The organism is Nocardia farcinica (assembly GCF_001182745.1).
GTDB lineage: Bacteria > Actinomycetota > Actinomycetes > Mycobacteriales > Mycobacteriaceae > Nocardia > Nocardia farcinica.
In genome coordinates, this window is sequence record NZ_LN868938.1 from 3,366,917 (window position 1) to 3,389,303 (window position 22,387).

Sequence of the window (22,387 nt, forward strand, 5' to 3'; positions counted from 1 at the left end):
ATGGCGTTGCGGCCCGGCGCGATCGTGGGCGGCTACCGGGTGATCCAGGTTCTGGGCAGCGGCGGCATGGGCACGGTGTATCTGGCGCAGAATCCGATCCTGCCGCGCCGGGACGCGCTCAAGGTGCTCAGCGCGGATCTGTCCACCGACGACGAGTTCCGCGCGCGGTTCGAGCGGGAGGCGAATCTCGCCGCCGGACTCGACCACCCGAACATCGTCGCGGTCTACAACCGCGGTGAGGAGGACGGTCAGCTCTGGATCGCGATGCAGTACGTCGACGGCACCGACGCCGCGGAGGAAGCGGCCAAGGGACCGTCGGTGATGACGCCACAGCGTGCGCTGCGCATCGTCTCCGAAGTCGGCAAGGGCCTCGACTACGCGCACCGGCGCGGCCTGCTGCACCGCGACGTCAAACCCGCCAACTTCCTGTTGTCCGCCGTGGACGGCGATGACGAGGAGCGGGTGCTGCTCACCGATTTCGGTGTCGCGAAATCCGCCGAAGACGGGCAGGACCTGACCGCGACCGGCAATTTCATGGCGACGGTCGCCTACGCCTCGCCGGAGCAACTCCTCGGCGAGCGCCTCGATCACCGGTCCGACATCTACAGCCTCGGCTGCTCGTTCTATCGCATGCTCACCGGGCAGAACCCCTACCCGTCGACGGTGCCCGCCGTCGTGATGATGGGCCACCTGCACGAGGCGCCACCCAAGCCGAGCGCGGCGAGGCCCGGGTTGCCACCGGCGCTGGACGCGGTGATGGCGAAGGTGCTCGCCAAGAATCCGGCCGACCGCTACGCCAGTTGCCGCGAGTTCGTGCAGGACGCCGAGGCCGCGCTGTACGGCAGACCGGTGCCGCAGGCGCCCAGCCGGACACCGGGTGGCACCGATCCACGGATGCCGTTGTCGCGCTATCCCTCCGAGCCGCAGCTGGCGACCGTGGCCCAGCCGTCCCCCGGCCCGTTCGGTCCGTCGGTCTCGCCCTACGAGCAGACCGATCAGCACCTGATCGACACGCTGCGCAACGGGCGCCCGAGGCGGCCCCGTGCGCGCCGCCTGCTCCTGCCCGCGATCCTTGCGCTCGTGGTCGCCACCGCTGTCGCCGCGGGCACCTATTTTCTCACCCGTCCCGACGCGGCCGCCGGTGGCGGTGACCCGGTCGCCGCGGTCCGCACGCACTATCCGCAGTTCAGCGGGAAGACGGTGACCGCGTTCAATTTCGGCGACGCCACGCTCTCGGCCGTGTTGACCCCGAGTTCCCAGGCGAAGTTCCTGCAGGACATCGGCTTTCAGTACAGCGCGAAATACAAGGCGGTCGGTGACGAGAAATCCCCACGTCCGCTCTCGGTGAGCGGCTACTCCACCGAAATCGACTCCGAAGTGGTGATCGTGCTGCGCTCGGATCGCGAGGCGGGCAACGGTGGCTTGCGCGGACTTCCGAACGCGTTGATGGCCAGTTCGGCACAGATCGTGGTGATCGACGATCTCGCCACCGTGCAGGCCTTCCAGGTCTGGACCGACCAGTCGCCGCAGGTCCTGGTCGACAAGATGGTGCCGGTGATCGCCAAGACCGTCACCGAGTAGCTGACACGCCCGAACCGCCGCCGACCTGCGCGGTCGTGCCGTTCCCTGCTAGCGCCGACACAACCGGTTGGGTTAGGGTGATCCAAGCCAGCCCACTCGCCGGTTCAAGTGTGCCGAGCAGGGGGAAGGAGGGGAACGAGCGCTGGCGGCGACCGACGTGACGGCACCGCGGTCCGAGATGTCCGGGGGGATCTCGTCAAGGCCCTCCGTCCACGGTGCGGCCTGTCGGTATTGCGTGCGGACGCAGGAAAACTCCGTCGGAGTTCCACCCAAGTCGATGGAACCGATCGAGCGCGGACCGCGTCAAACCATATGAACAGGTCAGCTGGGCACCTACTACGTTGACCGTGAACACAAACAGGAGGAGCCGCAATGGCTGAAGCAGGCAGTCTTGATGCCAGCCCCGAGCTGATCGCCCAGAAGGCGAAGGAGTTCCAGGAGCAGCACGCCAACCTGATGGCGGCCATCCGGACCCTGAAGGCGGACGAGGACGCCGTCACCAACGGGGCCAACTGGAAGGGCCAGGCGCGCGACGCGTTCAACGCGTTCATGGAGCGCTACTACTTCCAGGCCGACAAGCTGAACGACAAGCTGATGGAGACGTCGGAGAAGCTCATCAAGGCCGGTTCGTCGTTCGCCGATCAGGACACGGATTTCGCCTCCAAGGTGCAGGCTCAGGTGTCGAGCCTGGATCTGCCCCCGGTGTAATCTCCGCAGATTCGGACTTAAAAGGAGCCTGAACAATGTCGCAGCAAATCTCCGCCAATTTCGCCGGCGTCGAGGACGGCGCCCGGCAGATCATCAAGCGCGCCGAGGGCATTCGGGACGAACTCGAGGCCTTTCACAAGAAGGTCGAGGAATTCGTCACCACCAACTGGAAGGGTGCGACGAACGAGGCCTTCGCGCAGCTGCAGCGCACCTGGCAGCAGAATGTCGACCAGCTCAACACCACCCTGGCCGGTGCCGGTCAGCTGGTGAGCAGTGGCAACTCCGAGTTGCAGAGCACCGACTCCGCGCTGGCCAACCTCTTCTGAGGTTGTACCCCACGGAATTCGAGCCCCGGGCGCACCGCCCGGGGCTCGAATTTTGGTATCACCGAGGTTTCCGAATGCTGCTCGGCCGATAGCTCGCCCCCTACCCCCGCACGTCGATCGACTCCGCGAACCTCTCGCACGCCGATTCCACCCGCTCCCACCCGTCTCCGGCGTACTGGCAGCCGATGCTCACCTGGGTGCCGTGTTCCACGAGGACGTGCCAGTGCACGGTGGAGCCCCCGTCGGGGCGTTCGATGTAGGAGAGTCCTGGGCGGCCGGCGAAGACGACGTCGCGGCGCAGGTCGCTCAGGGAGGGTTTCTGTGCCATCTGGGCTTCGAGGTCGGCGGCGATGCGGGTGTAGCCGGCGGCGGGGTCGACGGGGGTGTGGACGAGGGTCAGGCGCAGGCGGGCGCCGTCCTCGGGGGTGAGGTCGAGGCGGTTGCCCGATCGGGTGGGTGTGGTGATGCGCCAGCCTTCGGGGACCTGGAAGGTGATGGGGCCGAACGCTTCTCGGGGGATGGTGGTTCGCGGCGTCGGCGGCGCGGTGGTGGTGGCCGGCGTGGTGGCCGGGACCGAGTGTGCGGGGGATGTCGGGGCTGCCGCGGTGGCGGCCGAGGGGTCGTCGCTCCCGCCCAGGACGAGGAAGGCGCCGATCGCGGCGGCGGCGAGGACGACGGCGGCCGCGGCGGCGCCGAGATAGGCGGTGCCGGGGCGGCGCGGGGTGTGGGCGGCGGCCCGCTGGCGCAGGGGTTGCAGCCATTCGGTGTCGGGCATGGCGCGGACCGGGTCGGGACGGTAGGACGGTGGCGGGGTGGGGCCGCGGACGAGGTCGACGCCGGAGACGGGGCGCAATTCTGTTTCCGCGCCGCATATGTCGCGGACAATGCCGTCGACCAGGTCCACGGTGGCCGGGTCGGCGGTGCCGAAGACCTGGACGACGTCGGCGCGGCCGCCGTCGAGGAGACGGCGCAGCAGGGCGGTGAGACCTTCGGCGGCGAACGGGTCGACATCGAGGTCGGCGGCGGCGAGATCCGGCTCGTATTCGCAGGATTCGACGTGGATGCCCTGGTGGGTGCGGGCGACGACGGAGGCCGTGGTGGTGAGGGAGCCGAATTCCAGTACAACGATCCGGCGGGCGCGCAGGGTGCCGTCGTCGGTGGCGACGGCCCGCACCGCGAGTTCCTCGAACGCGACGTCGTCGGTGTAGCGGCGCGCCGCCGCGGCGATCACCCCGCGGCGACGTGCACCCCATTCGGTCGGGCAGACGACGGTGATCCGCTCGCAGGGGGCGGTGAGCCCGAGATGGCCCAGTACCGTGCCGAACAGCGCGGTTAGCGCCTCGGCGACGGCCGGGATGCGCGGCGGCAGGGCGATCCGTTCGGCATCGACGAACTGCACGGCCGAGCTGACCTGGTCCGGCGGGCTGAACGGGGCACCGACCACCAGGCCGCCGTCGCTGCCGAGCACCACCGTGGGTGCGCCGTCCCAGTGGGTGGCCGGACCGCGGGCCCAGATCCTGGTGTCGGTGAGGACCAGATCGACCGCGGACATCACTCGGCCGCCGGCATCCAGGCCAGCTGGATCAACTCCTGCGCGTTCCGGGTGATGTAGGTGCCGCGGCCGGGCGGCAGCGGGCTCGGGCGGACGGTGCCCATGAGCACGCCCTCGTCCTTGGGGCAGCTCATGATCAGGCCGGCCGAGCCCAGATCCTTCATCCGCGCCATCGTCGACTCGTACATCGCGCGGCTGGCGCCACCGGCGCGGCGGGCCACGATGAGGTGGAAGCCGAGATCGCGAGCGTGCGGGAGATGTTCGAGCAGCGCCGAGACGGGGTTGCCCATCGAGGTGGCGACCAGGTCGTAGTCGTCGACGATGACGTACAGCTCCGGGCCGCTCCACCAGGACCGCTCGCGCAGCTGCTGCGGCGTCACGTCGGTGCCGGGGGTGCGCTGGGCGACATAGGCGGCCAGGTCGTTCATGTTCTTGGTGAACTGCGGTGCGGTGGAGCCGTAGCCGGCCAGGTAACCGTCGGGCACCAGGCCGAGCATGCTGCGGCGGTAGTCGCCGAGGATGAAGCGGGCCTCGTTCGGCGAGTTGGCGGCGGCGATGCCCTCGATGATCGAGCGCAACAGCGTCGTCTTGCCCGACTCGGTGTCGCCGATGATGATGAAGTGCGGGCTCTCGTTGAAGTCGATGTACACCGGCGCGAGTTCGGATTCGTTGATGCCGATGGGGATTCGCATGTTCTTGACCCCCGCGGTGAGCTGCGAAGGCCAGTTGCCCGCCAGGTGCAGCAGTTGCTCGCGCGGCAGCACCTCGGGGAGCATGCGGGCCGCGGGCGCGGGCCTGCCCGGGGTGAGCCGGGCGATGGTGGCGACCGCGTCGGCCACGGCCTGGCCCAGGGTGTCCGGGTCGGCGCTGCCGTCGATGCGCGGCAGGCCGGTGAGCATGTGCAGGCAGTCGGGGGTCATACCGCGGCCCGGCCTGCCCATCGGCACCAGTGCCGCGAACTTGCGGCCGAGGTCGGAGTCCATCGGATCACCCAGGCGCAGCTCGATGCGGGTGCCGATCTGGTCCTTGAGCGCGGGCCGCGCCTCGGCCCAGCGGGCCAGCGCGATCACGACGTGCACGCCGTAGGACAGGCCCTGCACGGCGAGGTTCATGATCGGCTGTTCGAGCGGGTCGAAATCCTGGCGGATGGAACCGAAGCCGTCGATCACCAGGAACACGTCTCCGAACGGGTCCTCGTGCGCCCCGGCGGCGGCCGGACTGCTCGCCGGATCCATCGATCGCAGCCTGCGGAACTCGGCCATCGATTCGATGCCGAGCTGGCGGAACCTGGCCTCGCGCTGGCGCACGATGGTGGTCATCTCCGCGACGGTGCGGCGCACCTTGTCCTCGTCGAGCCGGCTGGCCACCGAGCCGACGTGCGGCAGCCCCTCCAGACTGGCCAGCGTGCCACCACCGAAGTCGAGGCAGTAGAACTGCACCTGCTCGGCGGTGTGGGTCATCGACATGGCCATGATCAGCGTGCGCAGCGCGGTCGACTTGCCGGACTGCGGGCCGCCGACCACCGCGACGTTGCCGCGCGAGCCGGACAGGTCGACCACCAGCGGGTCACGCCGCTGATCGTAGGGCCGGTCCACGATGCCGATGGGTGCGCGCAACGTCGCCATCGGCGAGTAGTCGCCGGTGAGGATGGAGCGCGGGATGAGCTGGTCGAGGGTGGGCGCCTCGTCCAGCGGCGGCAGCCAGATCTCGTGCGCGGGACGGCCGTGGCCGCGGATCCGCGAGACCAGCATGTTCAGGTTGGAGATCTGCTCGCCGTCCTCGCCGTGCTCCTCGGGCTCGTCGGCCGCCTGGGTGGGCAGCGGCACCCGGTCGATCGGCCGGAAGTCGACGTGGTGCGCGGTGAAAGGCCGTGCCTTGACGTCGATTTCGCCACCGGCGACACCGGCCTGGGTGACCTCCCGCTGGGAACCGCCGCCGACGTAGGGCCCGGACACGTAGGCGGCCTGGAAGCGCTGGATCTCGCCCGAGTCGGACTTGAGGTAGCCGCCACCGGGGCTGTTGGGCAGGTTGTAGGCGTCGGGGACACCGAGCACCTGACGGGACTCGTTGGCGGAGAACGTCTTCAGGCCGATCCGGTAGGACAGGTGGCTCTCCAGGCCCTTGAGCTTGCCTTCCTCCAGCCGCTGCGAAGCCAGCAGCAGATGCACGTGCAGCGAGCGGCCGAGGCGGCCGATCATCACGAACAGCTCCGCGAAATCCGGGTGCTGGGTGAGCAGTTCGGAGAACTCGTCGAGGACGACGAACAGCGCGGGCAGCGGATCGAGATCGGCGCCCGCGGCGCGGGCCTTCTCGTATTCGGAGACGTTGGCGAAGTTGCCGGCTTGGCGCAGCACCTCCTGGCGGCGGTTCATCTCGCCGGCCAGCGCGTCCTTCATCCGGTCGACGAGGTCGGCCTCCTCCTCGAGGTTGGTGATGACCGCCGCGACGTGCGGCACACCCTCGAGGCCGAGGAAGGTGGCGCCACCCTTGAAGTCGACCAGCACCAGGTTGAGCTGGTCGGGCGAGTGCGTCGCCAGCAGGCTCAGCACCAACGTGCGCAGGAACTCCGACTTACCGGAGCCGGTGGCGCCGATGCACAGGCCGTGCGGGCCCATGCCGTTCTCGGCGGCCTCCTTGATGTCGAGTTCGATGGGCAGGCCGTCGGCGCCGACACCGAACGGCACGCGCAGCCGCTCCCGCCCGTAGCGCGGCCGCCAGGCGCTCTCGGGATTGAAGGTGCCGATGTCGCCAAGGTTCATCAGCTGGGCCCACGAGGAGATGACCTCGGTGTCCTCGGCCTCCACATCGCTGCTGCGCTGAGTCGCGGCGCGGTACGGCGCGAGCCTGCGCGCGGCCTGTTGGGCCTGCTCGATGCTGATGCGGTCGATGGCGGCGAAGCGCTCCAGGTTGCCGGTGGCGCCGCGGCCGACGCACTCACCGTCCTCGATGACCATCTTGATGCCGCGCGAGACGGCCAGCCGCGGCGCGTATCCGCACAGGTCGATGATGGTGACGCCCTCGTAGCCGGACTCGCGCAGCTGGTCTTCCTCGGCTTCGAGCAGGCCGCCGTCCACGACGATGACGACCTGCACCAGGCCGGGGTTGGCGGGCTGGTTACGCGAGTACCTGACGCGATTGCCCAGCAGCGGGTGCAGGCTCGCGGTGGCCTCCCGGATCGACCCGTAGAACATCCGCTGGGTGCCGATGCCGTCCTGCGCGTCCGGGTGCTGGGTGTGCGGCAGCCACTTGGTCCACTCCCACTCGCGGGCCGTGTCGGGACCGCACACGATCGCGACCAGCACCTGGTCGGGGCCCTGGAACATGCACAGCTGCAACAACATCGCGCGCACCATGTCGCGCGCCTGGGCTCGGTCACCGTCGAGGGCGATGGTCGCGAAGCCCTTCACCGCGATGGCGGTGGGCAGGTCGGGCACCGTGGAGTGCGCGCGGACGAAGCGGCGCAGCGAGACCGCCGCGATGGGTTCGAGTTCCTCCACCGGGCCGGTCTCCGGCGCCACCAGCCGGGTCGCCAGGCGCTGCGGACCGATGCCGATGCGGGCATGGCAGAAGTCCTTGTCCCCCGCGCGCCGCTCCCACATGCGGCTGGTGCCGGCCAGCATCCAGATCAGGCCCGGCTCCGGATGACTCCATTCCACGGAGGCGCGCTGCTGCCGCGCGGTCTCGTCGACGTCCTTGCGCACCTGGTCCAGGTAGCGCAGGTAGTCCTTGCGGTCCTCGTTCGCCTCGGCGGCCTTCTGTCCCTTGCCCCCGCCCTGCCCGGCGAACATGGTGACCATCGAGAACAGCATCATGACCGGGAACATCAAGGTCATCGGATTGGACGCGATGCCGCTGCCCTGGGTGAACAGCAGCGCCATCATGCCCACCATGCCGATGATCATGACGACCGGCATCATCTTCATGAGCAGGTTGCCCGGTGTGACGCGGGGGATCTCGGGCGGCGGCTGGAGGGTGACCTCACCGCCCGGAGTTCGGGGCATCTCCCGGCGCGCACGGCGCTGGAACCGGACAGTGCTCATCGACGAGATTCCCCCTCTTCGCATGCGGCGACTTCGGGCTCAGTGTAGAGGCCGACGCCGACATGTCGTACAGTTCGACCTGCATTCTGCTGCCCGGACGTCAGGGTTCGCAAACTCGCCCCCACGCGCGCGGGTCAGCGGAAATCCGAGGTAGAACACCAGGTTGGGGGAATCTTGACGCACGCGCGACTTGACCACATCGACGAAGACTCCTCGCGCGGCATCGTTCGTGCGCCGGACCTGGCCCGGGTGACGATTCTGGCCAAGCACACGCAGGTGGACATGGCCATTCCGGTCGATGTCCCGGTCGCCCTGGTGATTCCGAGCGTCGTGGACATGGTCGCCCAGCACAGCCGCAGCAACGACTTCGACAACGAGGGCGAACGCTTCGAGCCTGCCGAGTGGGTGCTCGCCCGGATCGGGCATCCGCCCTTCTCCAATTCGCTCAGCCTCGGTGAGCACGGCGTGCGCGACGGTGAGCTGCTCATGCTGGAGAGCGCCTCGCACACCGCGCCGACACCGCTGTTCGACGACATCATGTACAACGTCGCGATCGCCGACGCCGACCACTTCCGCGGGTGGACCCCCAAGACCGCGCGGCTGACCGGCTCGGTGCTCGCCGCGGTGACGATGCTGGTCGGCTGCCTCGGCCTGCTGGCCTCGCCCGCCGCGATGCCCGAGTGGGTGAGCGGTTCGATCGCGCTGGCCGTGGTGATCCTGCTCGTGGTCGCGGGCATGGTGCTGAGCCGGATGTACGGCGACACCGCGACCGCGCTGGTGCTGGGCGGATGCGCGTTGCCCGCGGCGTTCACCGCCGGAATGCTCTATGTGCCCGATCATTACGGCTGGGCGCATCTGCTGCTGGGCGGCACCCTGCTGGGCGCGACCGCGATCCTGGCCTGGCGCGTGACCGGCGTCGGCCTGGCGCTTTTCATCGGCACGGCCGCGGTGGCGGTGTATCTGGCACCGGCGGCGCTCGTCGGCCTGCTGACCGATCAGCCGCTCCGGGCGATCGGCGCGGTCGCGGCCGCGCTGGGGCTGGCGGGGCTCTCGCTGGCGCCGCGGCTGTCGATGTTGCTCGCGAAGCTGCCGCTGCCGCCGGTGCCCTCGCCCGGCACCCCGATCGACCCTACCGAGGACGACCCGGACGATCACCGCGCGCTGCCGACCATGGAGGCGCTGCGCGTGAAATCCGAACGGGCCAGGATGTATCTGGCCGGGCTGGTCGCGGCGACCACACTGGTCACCGCCGCCGGCGCGCTGGCGGCCACCGACCCGCAGGCCGACGACCCGTACTGGCAGGGCATCGCGCTGGCCCTGGTCTGCGCGGTGGTGCTGATGTTCCGCAGCCGCACCTACGCGGGCGCCGAACAGGCCGTGGTACTCATCGCGGGCGGTGCGGCGATCGTGCTGATCATGCTGGTCGGCGCGGCCTTCACCATGGAGATCCCGCTGGCGGTCTTCGGTGCGACCATGCTGATGCTGGTGGCCGCGCTGATCCTGGGCATCATCATCCCGAACCAGTCGGCGACCCCACCGATGCGCCGCGGCGTGGAACTGCTCGAGTACGCGTTCGTGGCGGCGGTGCTGCCGCTGGTGTTCTGGGTGACCTCGCTCTACTCCCTCGTCCGCGGGCTGTGAGGCAGCGGTGGCGCGTCGCCGCCGCGGCGGTGACGCTCGGCATGAGCGCGTCCTTCGGAATCGGCGCGAACGCCGGTGTGGCGCACGCGGATCGGCCACCCGCGGTGAATCCGGGGCTCAAACCGCCCGGTGATCCCGCGGCGCCGCCGGAGAAGACCGAGCGCCCCGCCAACTCGGCCTGCGCCGACATCCTCACCGGCGGCGACGGCCCGACCATTCCGGAGGCCCAGCGCGCGTTGGATCTCGAGCGGGCCTGGAAGTTCTCCAAGGGCGCGGGCCAGCGTGTCGCGGTGATCGACACCGGTGTCGCCCGGCACCCGCGGCTCCCCGGTCTGGAGGCAGGCGGCGATTTCGTGGCGAACTCGGGCGACGGCACCGAGGACTGCGACGGCCACGGCACCCTGGTCGCGGGCATCATCGCCGCCTCCCAAGTGGAGGGCCAGGGCTTCGCGGGGTGGCGCCGGAAGCGCAGATCATCACCATCCGCCAGACCAGCAAGATGTACCAGAAGGAGGGTCGCTCGGCGGAGAAGGCACCCGACGAGTTCCCCGACAGCTACGGCAACCTCAACACGATGGCCTCGGCCATCGTGCGCGCCGCCGACCTCGGCGCCACCGTGATCAACATTTCCGAGGTCTGGTGTGGCACGGGCAGCCCCGACGCCGACAACAAGGTCGGCGCGGCCCTGCACTACGCCGCGATCGAGAAGGACGTCGTGGTCGTGGTGGCGGCCGGGAACAAGGACGACAAGTGCAAGGGCGAGAACCAGGTCATCGACCCGCTCGACCCGACCGCCGACCCGTGGAGCAAGGTCACCTACAACATCAGCCCGGCGCGCTGGGACGACTATGTGCTCTCGGTCGGCTCGATCGACGCCAACGGCGCGCCGTCGAGCTTCACCATCCCCGGCCCCTGGCTGGGGGTCGCGGCCTCCGGGGAGAACATGGTCTCGCTCGATCCGCGGGGCACCGGCACCGCGATCGGTGTGGTCGACCAGCGCGGACAGCAGGGCGCGGTCAGTGGCACCAGCTTCGCGACACCGATCGTCGCCGGGGTGGCCGCCCTGGTGCGCGCCCGGTTCCCGGAGCTGAGCGCGCTCGAGGTGATCAAGCGTATCCAGGCGACTGCGCATGCGCCCGCCGAGGGCTGGAATCCCTATATCGGCTACGGCGCCGTCGACCCCATCGCGGCGCTGACCAACGCCGTGCCCGGTGAGCTGCCACCCAAGCGGCCCACCCCGGCCAAGAGCAGGCAGCTCGCGGTGCCCGCGCCGCCCCCGCCGCCGAACAACACCCCCCGCAATGTCGCGTTGATCGGCAGCGGCGTGATCGCGGGGGCGCTGGTGCTCGGCTATCTCGCCTCGTTCCCGATCCGCCGCCGCTTCGGCGTCTCCGGCGACGACATGTAGCCGCGTTTCCGGTCGCACGGCGGCGGCCGGGAGCGTAGCGTCTGCGGCGGCCCGGGCGATAACCCCAGGTCATCCCCCGACGCAGGTGAGCCCATGACCGAATCTCCCGAGTTGACCCGCAGGCAGGCGTGGGAGCGCGCGACGAACGTGCCGATGCTGGTGCTGGCGGTCGTGTTCATCGCCGTCTACGCCTGGCACGTGCTCGACACCGGTGCGTCACCGCGCCTGGATGCCTGGCTGACCTGGATAGACGTGGTGATCTGGGCGTTGTTCGCGGCCGACTTCCTGATCCGGACCTATCTGTCGACCGATCGGCTGCGGTTCGTCCGCACCCACCCGCTCGATCTGCTGATCGTCGTCGTACCGCCGTTCCGGCCGCTGCGGTTGCTGCGCGCCGCGCTGCTGCTGCTCGGAACCTTCCAGCGCAGCTCCATCACCCGGCCCCGGCTCGCGGTGTTCGTCGGCGCCAGTTCGGTGCTGATCCTGCTGCTGGGCAGCCTGGCGTTCTTCGACGCCGAGTACGGCGCGAGCGACAGCAAGATCGACAGCTACGGCGACGCCCTGTGGTGGGCTGCCGTCACCGTGACGACTGTGGGCTATGGCGACATCTACCCGGTGACCGCCGAGGGGCGACTGGTCTCGCTGATCCTGATGACCTTCGGCATCGGCCTGATCAGCTTCGCGATCGGCACGGCGACCAGCTGGGTGATGGACCAGCTGAAGACGGTCGAGGCCAGCCAGGAGCGCACCGACCGCGAGATCGGCGGGCTGCTCGTCGAGCTGAAGGAGCTGCGGGCGGAAGTGGCGGCCCTGCGCGACGCGCGGTCGTCGCCCGGCGCCGGGAACGACGGCGCGGTCGATCCGCCGGGGGCCCTCGACCGCGCCTGAACGCTCAATTCTGCTTACCCACCTGCTGTTTGGCCGGGGACGGGTCCGGCGCGACACCGTCGTGGGCGACCATCGCCTCTTCCCGGCCGAGGGTGGGACCGCCCGCGAGCAGCCCGACGATCGGCCACGGCGCGGGCTCCGGCTTCACCCCGGATTCACTGTCGAGGCCGAGCGCCTTCTGCGCGTCGGCGTTCTTGATGCCGTAGCGCACGCCGGTGTCGGCGACATAGAACAGCGAGTCCTTGCGGCTGCTGTCCGGCTCGATTCCGGTGGTCTGCACGAACGCGCCGGTGCCCGGCGGCACGTACACCGAGTCGGCGTTGGCGCCGGAACCGTCGGCCTGGGCCAGCGGCACCAGCTTGGCGTTGTCCGGGATGGGCAGCGCGACACCGGTGATCACCGACAGTTCGGCGCGCCTGCCGCCGTCGCTGTTGTCGGCGGCGGCCGGGATCGGCTTCCAGGACAGGCAGCTGATCGGCCGGTCCTTCACCTCGACGATCGAGGGCTGGCGTTCGGGGTAGGTGTCGACGGGCAGCGACGCGGCCACCGGCGCGCTGACCCGGTCGGTCTGGTCGATGTGGGTGCTGGTCGCCGAGGACCGGTAGGTGTTGCGGATGATGTCGGCGGTCAGCTTGGTGACCGGCTGCAGACCGTCCTGCAGCACGACGTAGTCCTTGTCCGGTTCGGTCGCCACCTGCACCACGTCGCCGACCCGGTGGCCGCCGATCTGGTAGCTCACGCTCGCGCCCGGGTCGTTGATCTTGGGCGGAATGATCGGCAGCACTTCGGGAATCGCGTTGAGCAGCCCCTCACCGACCGGGCGCGGCGTCATGCCGGTGATGCCGAGTGCGTCGGTGACCTTGCGGTCGGACATGTCCACCCGCGCGCGGCTGTTGTCGTAGACGAGGTAGGCCTGTTCCTTGACCTTCACCAGTAGCGCCTGGTCCGCGCCGAGTACCGAGGCCTTCTCCCCCAGCTCCAGGTCACCGGCGAGCACCGAGGTGGTGAGATCCTTGCTGCCGTCGACCTTCAGCACGTCGCAGACCGACCACGGCCTGCCCTTGCCGTCCTTGTCGTAGCGCAGGGCGGCGGGCGCACCGGGGATGCCGATGAGTTGCCCGCGCGGCTTCTTGCCGAGTTCGGATTCCTTGACGATCACCGCTTTTCCGGAATCACCGGAGGCCAGCCGGGCCGAGGCGAGGTTGAGCGCGGGATGCACCACGCCGTCGATGACCACGTAGACACCACCGGATTCCTTACCGATGAGCAGGACGTTGTCGCCGATCTTGTCCTGCGGGCGCAGCAGCGCGAGAATGCCGCAACCGGCCAGCACCACGCAGCCGAGCACCAGGCCGACGGCGTACGCGCGCGACTGCGAGCGCATCGGGTCGTGCAGCATCCGGACGTCCCGGCGGACCAGCGCGTGTTCCATCCGGCGCACCAGGAAGCGATAGCCGCTCACCTGCCAGCGAGTGGTGGGCTTTGAAGGCATGGTTCCTCCCCCGAACAGTGCTCACGTCCGCCGAACACAGTACAGTTCCGTGGGACTGTTGTTCAGCTCGGCCGGGCGGATTCGGCCGACACCGGTTACTTGGGGGACGTGATGGCCGAAGCCACCGGAGCGGGGCCGCGCCCGCTCTTCGGACGCATCTCGATGCCGAATCTGCTGGCCGCGCAGGTCATCGGTCTCCTCGCCGGAATCGTCGCGTTGCTCGCCGGGCTCGACGCCGTCGTCGCCCTCGCCGTCGCGGTGGTCGCGATGCTGCTGCCGCTGATCCCCGTCGCCAAACGCACGGTGCTCGACTGGATCGTCACCTGGTGGCGCTTTCGCACGCGCCGCGAGTACGAACTGGGCGACACCGTCGACTTCCGCGGTCCCGACGACCGCTCCCTCGGCCTCTACTGGGACGGCAGCCGGGTGGTCACGGTGGTGGAGGTGCTGCCGCCGCGCGGCGGACTGACCCGTATCTCCAGCAGCACGGTGCTCGCCTCGCACCTGCTGCCGCTGCCGGAACTGGCGAAATGCCTGAACCAGCACGACATTCTGCTCAGCGGCATCGACATCATCAGCCACGGCCACCGCAGCCGGGCGGGCACGCCCGCGGGCAAGATCTACGAGACACTGCTCGGCCCGCTGCCCGCCACCGCGCACCGTTCGGTGTGGCTGGCGATCAGTTTCGACGCGGTCGCCTGCCCCGGTGCGGCCGAGCGACGTGGTGGTGGCACCGAAGGCGCCTCGCGCGCGGTCACCATTGCCACGCAACGAATCATGCGCGCGCTCGAGGACGCCGACTGCAACGCCCGCATCCTCACCGCCCCGGAGATCCGCAAGGCCGTCCTGCAGATCACCGCGGGCTACGACCCGCGCGCACTGACCCACCGCTGGCGCTACGCCGAGCTGGGCAACGCGGTGAACATCGGGTCGGCCGTCGACCCCGATCATCTGGGCTCGGACCTGCTCGCGCAGCTGTGGGTGGCGCCGTCGCGCGGCACCACCGTGACGGTGCGGCTGCGCCCGGGCAGTTCGGCGGAGACGGTGAACATCGGCGCCTCCTGGCGGCTCACCGCGCGTGAACTGCCCGAGCGCGCCAAGCAGACCGGCATGATCTCGATGAACGGCCGCCACCGCGAGGGCCTGCTCGCCAATCTGCCGCTGGCGGTGCCGAACGTCGACGACACCGTGCCGATGACCGAGTACCCGATCGACGTCGTGGGCGCGCTGCACCTGCCGTCCTCGGGCTGCGGCCAGCTGATCGGCTCGGACGAGAACAACCAGGGCGTCGCGGTGCGCATCATCGGTCAGGGCATCTCGACGGTCTATGTGGCCGGTGAGCTGTATCTGGCCCAGCAGCTGGTGTTCCGCGCGCTGGCCGTCGGCGAGCGCATCCTCATCCGCACCGACCGGCCGCATGCCTGGGAGCACCTGGTGCAGACCATCGGCAACCCGGAACGGCTGACCATCGCGGTGGAGACGCACCAGTCCGACGCGGGATACACCGCCGCGGTCGTCGACGGGGTGCTCGCACCGGCGCCGCACGCCGGTGTCACCACGATCTATGTCACCGGTGACCCGATGGGCTGGCCCGCCACCCGGCCGGACCTGTCCATCCACCAGCCCGGCGCGATCGGCAACCGGGTGATCGTGCGCACCGGCACCACCCAGGTCGATCTGACGCTGGTCTCGATCGCGAAAGAGGCCACCTACATCGGGCATCCGCGCGGGCGGCGGCCGATGGCGGCCGCGCAGTGAGTCAGCCGGGATAGGGATCGGCGCGCCGGGCGTCGCGCAATGCCCTTGCCCACCAAGCCAGTTGGCCGATCATGCGGCCGGCGGCGTCCACGGCGGCACCGTCGGCGGTCTGCCCGTCGGCGTCGAAGCGACGCTTGGCCTGATGAAAGCTGACCGTCTCGCGCACCGACACCATGTGGATCTCGGCGACCACCTGACGCAACTGCTCGACCGCGCGCAGGCCACCGGACAGCCCGCCGTAGGAGACGAAACCGATGGGCTTGGCCCGCCATTCGTGCTTGGCGGAGTCGAAGGCGGTCTTCAACGACGCGGGATAGCCGTGGTTGTACTCCGACGTCACCGCCACGAAGGCGTCGGCCGCCGCCAGCCGCGCCCGGAAGGCGGCGACCTCGCTGTTCTCGGTCAGATCCACCGGCAGCGGGGTGTCGAGCAGATCGATCACCCCGGTGTCGAACTCCGGACGCGCGCGCACCGTACGCAGGAACCAGTCGGCCACGACCGGGGCGAAGCGCTCCGGCCGCACGCTGGCCACGATGACCTCGAGCCGCAGCGGTGTGTCCACGGCCCGAGGGTACATCGCCCGGCCGCGCGGACGGTCAGGGCAGGTCGAAGGGCAGGGTCACGCCCTCGTGCACCCGGCAGCGCGCGCAGGTGTCCGTACCCTCGACCGCCGAGATGGCCCCGCGGATCAGCTCTTTGAACGGCTCGATGTTGCGCTTGAACTCGGCGAACACGTCGACCGCGTGCACGCCTTCGCCGCTTTCGAGACCAGCGTCGAGGTCGGTGACCAGCGCGACGGCGCAGTAGCACATCTCCAGTTCCCGGGCGAGCACGGCTTCGGGATAGCCGGTCATGTTCACCAGATCCCAGCCCTGCCCGGCGAACCAGCGGCTCTCGGCGCGGGTGGAGAACCGCGGGCCCTGCACCACGACCATCGTGCCGCCGGGCTGCATCGGCAGGTCCTCGACGGCGGAACCGATGGCGGCGCCGCGCAATTCGTCGCAGTACGGGTCGGCGAAGGAGACGTGCACGCCGCCGCCGTCGAAGTAGGTCTGCGGCCGACCCGAGGTGCGGTCCACCAGTTGCTCGGGTACCGCGACGGTACCGGGACCCCAGTCCGCGCGCAGACTGCCCACCGCGCACGGTGCGAAGATCCGCCGTACGCCCAGCGACCGCAGCGCCCACATGTTGGCCAGGTAGGGCAGCGTGTGCGGGGCGTACTCGTGCCGCTTGCCGTGCCGCGGCACGAAGGCGACCGGTCGTCCGGCGACCTCACCGACCGCGATCGGGGCGCTGGGTGCGCCGTAGGGGGTGTCGATCTCGACGTCCTGGGTCGCGGTGTCGAAGAAGTCGTAGAAACCGGTGCCGCCGATGACGGCGAGGGCGGGGCGGGGAAGCGCGCTCATGGGCTGGATTCTTCCCGAGGCCCGCGGGTGGCGCACACCAGGTCCACGGCGGTCGTGACGGAGGTCACCGGTGTCCGGACCGCCCTCCGGGATGGGCAATGATGGGACGATTCATCGGTTGTCGTGGGAGGTGTGGTGTCGCGAGCGCGTGCGGGTGTGTGGCTCACCGTGGCGAGCGGGCTCGCGTTCGCCAGTTCCGGCCCGCTGGCCAAATCGGTGCTGGCCGCGGGCTGGTCGCCCGGGGCGGTGCTGGCGGTGCGGCTGACCGGCGCGGCGGCGGTGATGCTGGTGGCCGCGGCATTGGCCGACCCGCGCGGGCTGGCACGCAGTCCGCGCCACCTGCGCACCATCGGCGGGTTCGGCGTGGTCGCGGTGGCGGGCGTACAGGCCACGTTCTTCCTGTCGCTGCAGCACCTGCAGGTCGGCGTCGCGCTGATGATCCAGTTCCTGGCGCCGGTGGTGGTGATCGCGTGAGACTGGGTGGTGCGCGGGCGCAGGCCCACCCCGCTGACGTTGCTGGGCGCCGCGGTGGCGCTGGGCGGGGCGGCCCTGGTGATCGACGTCTTCCACACCGAGGGCCTGCGGCCGGTCGGCCTGGCCTGGGCGGCGCTGTCGATGCTGTGCAACGCGGCGTTCTTCCTGCTCTCGGCGCGCACCTCCGACAGCCTCGCACCCGTCACGTTGCTCGGCGCGGGTCTCGGGGTGGCCGCGGTGACCAGCTGGGCACTCGGGTTGAGCAGCGTATTGCCGCTGCACTTCGGCACGGGCACCGCGGTGCTGGCCGCGCGGGAGCTGCCGGTGTGGGCCGCGCTGGCCATGCTCATCACGATCAGCACGGTGGTGGCGTACGCGTGCGGGGTGGCCGGGGCCGCGCGGATCGGTTCCACCCTCATGTCGCTGGTGCTGCTGAGCGAGGTTTTGTTCGCCGTGGCGCTGTCGCGGATACTGCTCGGCGAGGCGATCGCGCCGATCCAGATGGTCGGCGCGCTGTTGGTGGTCGGCGGCATCGCGCTGGCGCGGTCGGGCGGGCAGCGCCGTCCGGCCGCGTCGGAGGTGCCCGCGCCGGGCCCCCAGGCCACCTGACAAGCCGCCCGATCCCCTGTACCCTAGGGGGGTATTGACTCGCCGATCGGCGGGCCACACGCAGCAAGGAGACAGTCGGTGACCACCCCGGACGCGAGCAGCACCCACGACCACGCGGCACACGGCTACATCACGAGCAAGGACGACTACCTCAAGCGCCTGCGCCGCATCGAGGGCCAGGCACGCGGCCTGCAGCGGATGGTCGAGGAGGAGAAGTACTGCATCGACATCCTCACGCAGGTCTCGGCCATGACCAAGGCGCTACAGGCCGTGGCGATGGGCCTGCTCGAGGATCACATCAGCCACTGCGTGGTGGACGCCGCGGTGGCCGGCGGCCCGGAGGCCGAGGCCAAGATCAAGGAAGCCACCGACGCCATCGCCCGCCTGGTGCGGTCCTGACGTCCGCTCAACGCAACAGCGGGGCGAGCGCGCGCAACGGCGCCAGATAGTCCTCCTCGAGCGGTTGCAGCGCGACGTGGTCGGCGCCCGCGTCCCGATGCGCGCGTAGCCGATCGGCCACCTGCGCCGCGGTGCCGTGCACGGCCAGCGCGTCGACCAACCGGTCACTGCCCTGACCGGCGACGTCGGACTCCTCGTAGCCGAGTCGGCGCAGGTTGGCGACGTAGTTGCGCAAGCCGAGATAGCGCGCGACCACCGGGCGGCCCAGCGCCCTGGCCCGCTCCGCGTCGTCGTCGACCACCAGCTTCTGCTCCACCGCCAGCAGCGACGCCGCCCCGAGGACGTCCCTCGCACGACGGGTGTGTTCGGGAGTGGTGAGATACGGCAGCGCGCCCGCCGACCGATCCCGGGCCAGTTCCAGCACTCGCGGTCCGAGCGCCGCGACCGCCCGGCGTTCGCGCGGCACGCCCGCCGCGTCCAGGTCGTCCAGGTACTCCACCAGCGCGTCGTACGGCTTGCGGTAGGCGCTGACCGCCTCCGGATGACCGACCCCGATGCCGAGCAGGAACCGTCCGGGGTAACGCGCGTCGATGCGGTGGAACGATTCGGCGACTTCGGCGGCGGGCGCGGTCCAGATGTTGACGATGCTGGTGCCGACGGTCAGCGTGGTGGTCGCCGCGAGCAGCGGCTCCACCGTGGGCAGCGCGGCAGGCGGCGAGCCGCCCAGCCACAGCGCGCCGTAGCCGAGCTGTTCCAGTTCGGCGGCCTCCTCGGGCCGAAATCCCTTGTAGCCGCGCCATACCCCGAAACGTCCGAGCTCGTGTGCCGTCATGCCCCGAGCAACCGCGACGACGCCAACGGCTATTCCGCCGAGGGCGGAATCGAGCGGAAAAAGTGTTAGCACTCTCGCCCGGAGAGTGCTAAATTTGATGGTGCACAGCTTCCGGCGCTCGCCGCCGTGGCGAGCACCGCCGTGATGGAAATGGAGGTGATTGCTGTGCTGCGGTTCGATCCATTCCATGACATCGACACCGTTGCTCGCCATCTGCTCGGCGAGGGAACCGGTACGGCACGTGCGCCGCGATTCATGCCGATGGATCTGTTCAAGGCCGGTGACCACTACGTGCTCAATGCCGACCTGCCCGGTGTCGATCCCGGTTCCGTCGATGTGAGCGTGGACAACGGCACGCTGACCCTGCGCGCCCAGCGCAGCGTCCCGAGCGAGGAAGGCGTCCAGTGGATCGCCTCGGAGCGCTTCGCGGGCACCTACATGCGCCAGCTGTCGCTCGGCGACAACGTCGACACCGACAAGATCAGCGCCACCTACAACAACGGCGTGCTGTCGGTGACCATCCCGATCGCCGAGAAGGCCAAGCCGCGCCGCATCGAGATCACCGGCGGATCCGAACAGAAGACGATCGAAGCGAGCTCCAACAACTGACGCCGATCGCCACGAACACCGCATCGCGAGCCGTCTCCGGACGGCTCGCGATGCCCGTCCACGGGGCGCTCACTCCCCGCAGCACCCCTCCACCGCGGGCGCCGACCGCATCTCCCTGGTCTGGACGTTGCGCGCGGCGAGCTCGTCATCGGCCGGATAGTCCACCGCGACGAGGCTGAGGCCGTGCGCGGGCGCCACCGTCACCGAACTCGAGCGCTGCGTCTCGCGCAGCAGCCCGGCCACCCACTCCGGGCTGCGCCTGCCCTCCCCCACCGCGAGTACGGCGCCGACCAGACTGCGCACCATCGACCAGCAGAACGCGTCCGCACTCACGTGCGCGAGCAGCAGATCCCCCTGCCGCTCCCAATCGAACCGCTGGAGTTCCCGCACCGTGGTGGCGCCCTCCCGGCGACGGCAGAACGCGGCGAAATCGTGCAGCCCCAGCAGCATGCGCGAGGCACGGCGCATGGCATCGACATCCACCGCGCTCTTGCACGGCACCACGCTGCGGGCCGCCAGCGGTTCGGCCCCGTAGGGCGCGGTGGTCAGCCGATAGACGTAGTGGCGGCGGATCGCGGAGAACCTGGCGTCGAAATCCGGTGGGACCACGTCCGCGCGCTTGACCCGGACGTCCTTGGGCAGGAACCGGGCCAGCCGGTGCACCAGCTGCGGACCGTCGAACTCCGCCGCGGTGTCGAAGTGCGCAACCTGCCCCTCGGCGTGCACACCCGCGTCGGTGCGTCCGGCGACCGTGAGCTGGATCGGCTCGCGCAGCACCTTGCCGAGCGCGTCCTCGAGCACGCCCTGCACGGTACGCAGGCCGGGCTGCCGCGCCCAGCCCACGAAATCGGTGCCGTCGTAGGCGATGTCGAGGCGTACGCGAATGAGCCCGCCACCCGGAAGGGCGGCGGGCTCATGCGTGGCATCCCGAGTCAGGATCAGGCGTCCTTCTTGTCCTCGGCGGCCTCGTCGGCCTTCGCCTCCGCAGCGGCGTCGGCAGCGGGGGCCTCGGCCTCGGCGGCGGGCGCCTGCTCCTCGGCCTCGGCGGCCGGAGCCTGCTCCTCGGCCTTCTTGGAGGCGGCGACGCGACGGGCACGATCGGCCTCGTTGGTCACGGTCTTCTCCCGGACCAGCTCGATGATCGCCATCGGCGCGTTGTCACCCTTGCGGGGCAGCGTCTTGGTGATGCGGGTGTAGCCACCCTCGCGGCCCTCGAACGACGGCCCGATCTCCGCGAAGAGCGAGTGCACGACGTCCTTGTTGCGGATCACCTTCAGCACCTCGCGACGGTCGGCCAGGGTGCCGGCCTTCGCCTTGGTGATGAGCTTCTCGGCGTAGGGGCGCACGGCCTTGGCCTTGGCCTCGGTCGTGGTGATCCGGCCGTGCTCGAAGAGCGCCGTCGCCAGATTGGCGAAGATCGCCTTCTGGTGCGACGCCGACCCGCCGAAGCGAGCACCCTTCTTGGGCTTAGGCATTGTTGTTCTCCTGTGTCTGATTGCGGTGGTCGCGGGGCCCTTCGCGGTGGCGTTTCACCACCGTCTCCGGGCCCGTCGCGCACGCCGCGGGTCAAGGCCGGGCCGGGTTGCCTACCCCTGCCGGCCTAGAGCTGTTCGGTCTCGGCGTAGTCCTGCTCGCCGCCGTCGTTGTCGCTGAAAGTGCCGCTGTCGCTCCACGTGCCGGTGCTCGCGTCGTAGCCCACCACCGAGGACGGGTCGAACGACGCCGGGCTGTCCTTGAGCGAGAGGCCGAGCGCGTGCAGCTTGACCTTCACCTCGTCGATGGACTTCTGGCCGAAGTTGCGGATGTCCAGCAGGTCCGACTCGGTGCGGGCGACCAGCTCGCCCACCGTGTGCACACCCTCGCGCTTGAGGCAGTTGTAGGACCGGACGGTGAGGTCCAAGTCCTCGATCGGCAGGCCGAAGGAGGCGATGTGATCCGCCTCGGCCGGCGAGGGGCCGATCTCGATGCCCTCGGCTTCGACGTTCAGCTCACGGGCCAGGCCGAAGAGCTCGACCAGGGTCTTGCCCGCCGAGGCGAGCGCGTCCCGCGCGCTGATGGAGTTCTTGGTCTCCACGTCCAGGATGAGCCGGTCGAAGTCGGTGCGCTGCTCGACACGGGTCGCCTCGACCTTGTAGGTCACCTTGAGCACCGGCGAGTAGATCGAGTCCACCGGGATCCGGCCGATTTCCGCACCGGACGCCTTGTTCTGCACCGCGGGCACATAGCCACGCCCCCGCTCGACGACCAGCTCGATCTCGAGCTTGCCCTTGTCGTTCAGGGTGGCGATGTGCATGTCCGGGTTGTGCACGACAACACCGGCGGGCGGCACGATGTCACCCGCGGTGACGGTGCCGGGGCCCTGCTTGCGCACGTACATCGTGACCGGCTCGTCCTCCTCCGAGGACACGACCAGACCCTTGAGGTTCAGGATGATGTCGGTGACATCCTCCTTCACACCGGGCACGGTGGTGAACTCGTGCAGGACGCCGTCGATGCGGATGCTCGTGACCGCGGCCCCCGGGATCGAGGACAGCAGGGTGCGCCGCAGCGAGTTGCCGAGGGTGTAACCGAAGCCCGGCTCGAGGGGTTCGATGGTGAACTTCGACCGGTTCTCGGCGATGACCTCTTCGGTCAGCGTCGGTCGCTGAGAAATCAGCATGAGGA

General features: G+C 69.8%; 19 protein-coding genes and 1 pseudogene. 11 read left to right on the forward strand and 9 right to left on the reverse strand.

The features are described 5' to 3' along the window. The 3 genes from AMO33_RS15970 to AMO33_RS15980 all read left to right on the forward strand — a co-directional run bounded on the left by AMO33_RS15970 (position 1) and on the right by AMO33_RS15980 (position 2,615). Positions 1-1,581 carry a serine/threonine-protein kinase gene (locus AMO33_RS15970; protein WP_060593099.1) on the forward strand — a complete coding sequence of 527 codons (1,581 nt, stop codon included), beginning with the start codon at positions 1-3 and terminating at the stop codon, positions 1,579-1,581. A gap of 372 nt (positions 1,582-1,953) precedes the next feature. Next, positions 1,954-2,289 carry a WXG100 family type VII secretion target gene (locus AMO33_RS15975; protein ID WP_011207384.1) on the forward strand — a complete coding sequence of 112 codons (336 nt, stop codon included), beginning with the start codon at positions 1,954-1,956 and terminating at the stop codon, positions 2,287-2,289. 35 nt (positions 2,290-2,324) lie between these two features. Further along, positions 2,325-2,615 (forward strand): WXG100 family type VII secretion target, encoded by a 291-nt coding sequence (locus tag AMO33_RS15980; protein ID WP_011207383.1) that lies wholly within the window; start codon positions 2,325-2,327, stop codon positions 2,613-2,615. A gap of 100 nt (positions 2,616-2,715) precedes the next feature. On the opposite strand, the gene AMO33_RS15985 is transcribed toward AMO33_RS15980, so the two are convergent. Next, entirely contained in the window at positions 2,716-4,167 is a 1,452-nt protein-coding gene (locus tag AMO33_RS15985; RefSeq protein ID WP_060593100.1) for a type VII secretion-associated protein, read from the reverse strand. Further along, positions 4,167-8,207, reverse strand: a complete 4,041-nt coding sequence (gene eccCa / locus AMO33_RS15990; RefSeq protein WP_060593101.1) for a type VII secretion protein EccCa — start codon at positions 8,205-8,207, stop codon at positions 4,167-4,169. Before eccCa ends, AMO33_RS15985 begins: the two co-directional genes overlap by 1 nt. Positions 8,208-8,381: 174 nt before the next feature. On the opposite strand from eccCa, the gene eccD reads away from it, so the two are divergent. The 3 genes and pseudogenes from eccD to AMO33_RS16005 all read left to right on the forward strand — a co-directional run bounded on the left by eccD (position 8,382) and on the right by AMO33_RS16005 (position 12,144). Further along, positions 8,382-9,848 (forward strand): type VII secretion integral membrane protein EccD, encoded by a 1,467-nt coding sequence (gene eccD, locus AMO33_RS15995; protein WP_060593102.1) that lies wholly within the window; start codon positions 8,382-8,384, stop codon positions 9,846-9,848. Between the two features lie 41 nt (positions 9,849-9,889). Then, positions 9,890-11,256: pseudogene (mycP, locus tag AMO33_RS16000) on the forward strand (type VII secretion-associated serine protease mycosin). Positions 11,257-11,349: 93 nt separating this feature from the next. Continuing rightward, on the forward strand, positions 11,350-12,144 hold the full coding sequence (locus AMO33_RS16005; protein WP_060593103.1) for a potassium channel family protein: 795 nt from the start codon (positions 11,350-11,352) through the stop codon (positions 12,142-12,144). 4 nt (positions 12,145-12,148) lie between these two features. Here the strand turns inward: AMO33_RS16005 and eccB are convergent, their stop codons facing one another. Then, a complete protein-coding gene (gene eccB, locus AMO33_RS16010) occupies positions 12,149-13,636 on the reverse strand; it encodes a type VII secretion protein EccB (protein ID WP_011207377.1) in 1,488 nt (495 codons plus the stop codon). Positions 13,637-13,747: 111 nt separating this feature from the next. Here eccB and eccE point away from each other — a divergent pair, with 111 nt between their 5' ends. Beyond that, positions 13,748-15,394, forward strand: a complete 1,647-nt coding sequence (gene eccE / locus AMO33_RS16015; RefSeq protein ID WP_011207376.1) for a type VII secretion protein EccE — start codon at positions 13,748-13,750, stop codon at positions 15,392-15,394. Between the two features lies 1 nt (position 15,395). Here eccE and AMO33_RS16020 read toward each other — a convergent pair whose 3' ends face one another. Together AMO33_RS16020 and AMO33_RS16025 are read right to left on the reverse strand one after the other, a co-directional pair. Beyond that, positions 15,396-15,971, reverse strand: coding sequence for an NADPH-dependent FMN reductase (locus tag AMO33_RS16020; protein ID WP_060593104.1), 576 nt, complete (start codon positions 15,969-15,971; stop codon positions 15,396-15,398). A 19-nt stretch (positions 15,972-15,990) separates the two neighbouring features. After that, positions 15,991-16,800 carry an S-methyl-5'-thioadenosine phosphorylase gene (locus AMO33_RS16025; RefSeq protein ID WP_060593105.1) on the reverse strand — a complete coding sequence of 270 codons (810 nt, stop codon included), beginning with the start codon at positions 16,798-16,800 and terminating at the stop codon, positions 15,991-15,993. Positions 16,801-16,935: 135 nt separating this feature from the next. Between AMO33_RS16025 and AMO33_RS16030 the strand changes: the two genes are divergently transcribed. The 3 genes from AMO33_RS16030 (at position 16,936) to AMO33_RS16040 (ending at position 18,282) form a co-directional block, all read left to right on the forward strand. Beyond that, positions 16,936-17,274 (forward strand): EamA family transporter, encoded by a 339-nt coding sequence (locus AMO33_RS16030; RefSeq protein ID WP_159005510.1) that lies wholly within the window; start codon positions 16,936-16,938, stop codon positions 17,272-17,274. Between the two features lie 9 nt (positions 17,275-17,283). Next, positions 17,284-17,883, forward strand: coding sequence for an EamA family transporter (locus AMO33_RS16035; protein WP_139337523.1), 600 nt, complete (start codon positions 17,284-17,286; stop codon positions 17,881-17,883). Between the two features lie 78 nt (positions 17,884-17,961). Continuing rightward, positions 17,962-18,282: a metal-sensitive transcriptional regulator gene (locus tag AMO33_RS16040; RefSeq protein ID WP_011207372.1), complete on the forward strand. Its 321-nt coding sequence runs from the start codon at positions 17,962-17,964 to the stop codon at positions 18,280-18,282. Positions 18,283-18,289: 7 nt separating this feature from the next. Here AMO33_RS16040 and AMO33_RS16045 read toward each other — a convergent pair whose 3' ends face one another. Beyond that, the gene (locus AMO33_RS16045) at positions 18,290-19,114 is read right to left on the reverse strand and encodes an LLM class F420-dependent oxidoreductase (RefSeq protein ID WP_060593108.1); all 825 of its coding nucleotides are present in this window, start codon (positions 19,112-19,114) and stop codon (positions 18,290-18,292) included. A gap of 165 nt (positions 19,115-19,279) precedes the next feature. Here AMO33_RS16045 and AMO33_RS16050 point away from each other — a divergent pair, with 165 nt between their 5' ends. Continuing rightward, positions 19,280-19,723 carry an Hsp20/alpha crystallin family protein gene (locus AMO33_RS16050; protein WP_041559844.1) on the forward strand — a complete coding sequence of 148 codons (444 nt, stop codon included), beginning with the start codon at positions 19,280-19,282 and terminating at the stop codon, positions 19,721-19,723. Positions 19,724-19,792: 69 nt separating this feature from the next. On the opposite strand, the gene truA is transcribed toward AMO33_RS16050, so the two are convergent. From truA to AMO33_RS16065, 3 genes are all read right to left on the reverse strand, one after another. After that, positions 19,793-20,665, reverse strand: coding sequence for a tRNA pseudouridine(38-40) synthase TruA (truA, locus tag AMO33_RS16055; protein ID WP_373368897.1), 873 nt, complete (start codon positions 20,663-20,665; stop codon positions 19,793-19,795). Continuing rightward, positions 20,662-21,198 carry a 50S ribosomal protein L17 gene (gene rplQ, locus AMO33_RS16060; protein ID WP_011207368.1) on the reverse strand — a complete coding sequence of 179 codons (537 nt, stop codon included), beginning with the start codon at positions 21,196-21,198 and terminating at the stop codon, positions 20,662-20,664. Before rplQ ends, truA begins: the two co-directional genes overlap by 4 nt. A 125-nt stretch (positions 21,199-21,323) precedes the next feature. After that, positions 21,324-22,382 (reverse strand): DNA-directed RNA polymerase subunit alpha, encoded by a 1,059-nt coding sequence (locus AMO33_RS16065; RefSeq protein WP_011207367.1) that lies wholly within the window; start codon positions 22,380-22,382, stop codon positions 21,324-21,326. Positions 22,383-22,387: the final 5 nt, after the last annotated feature.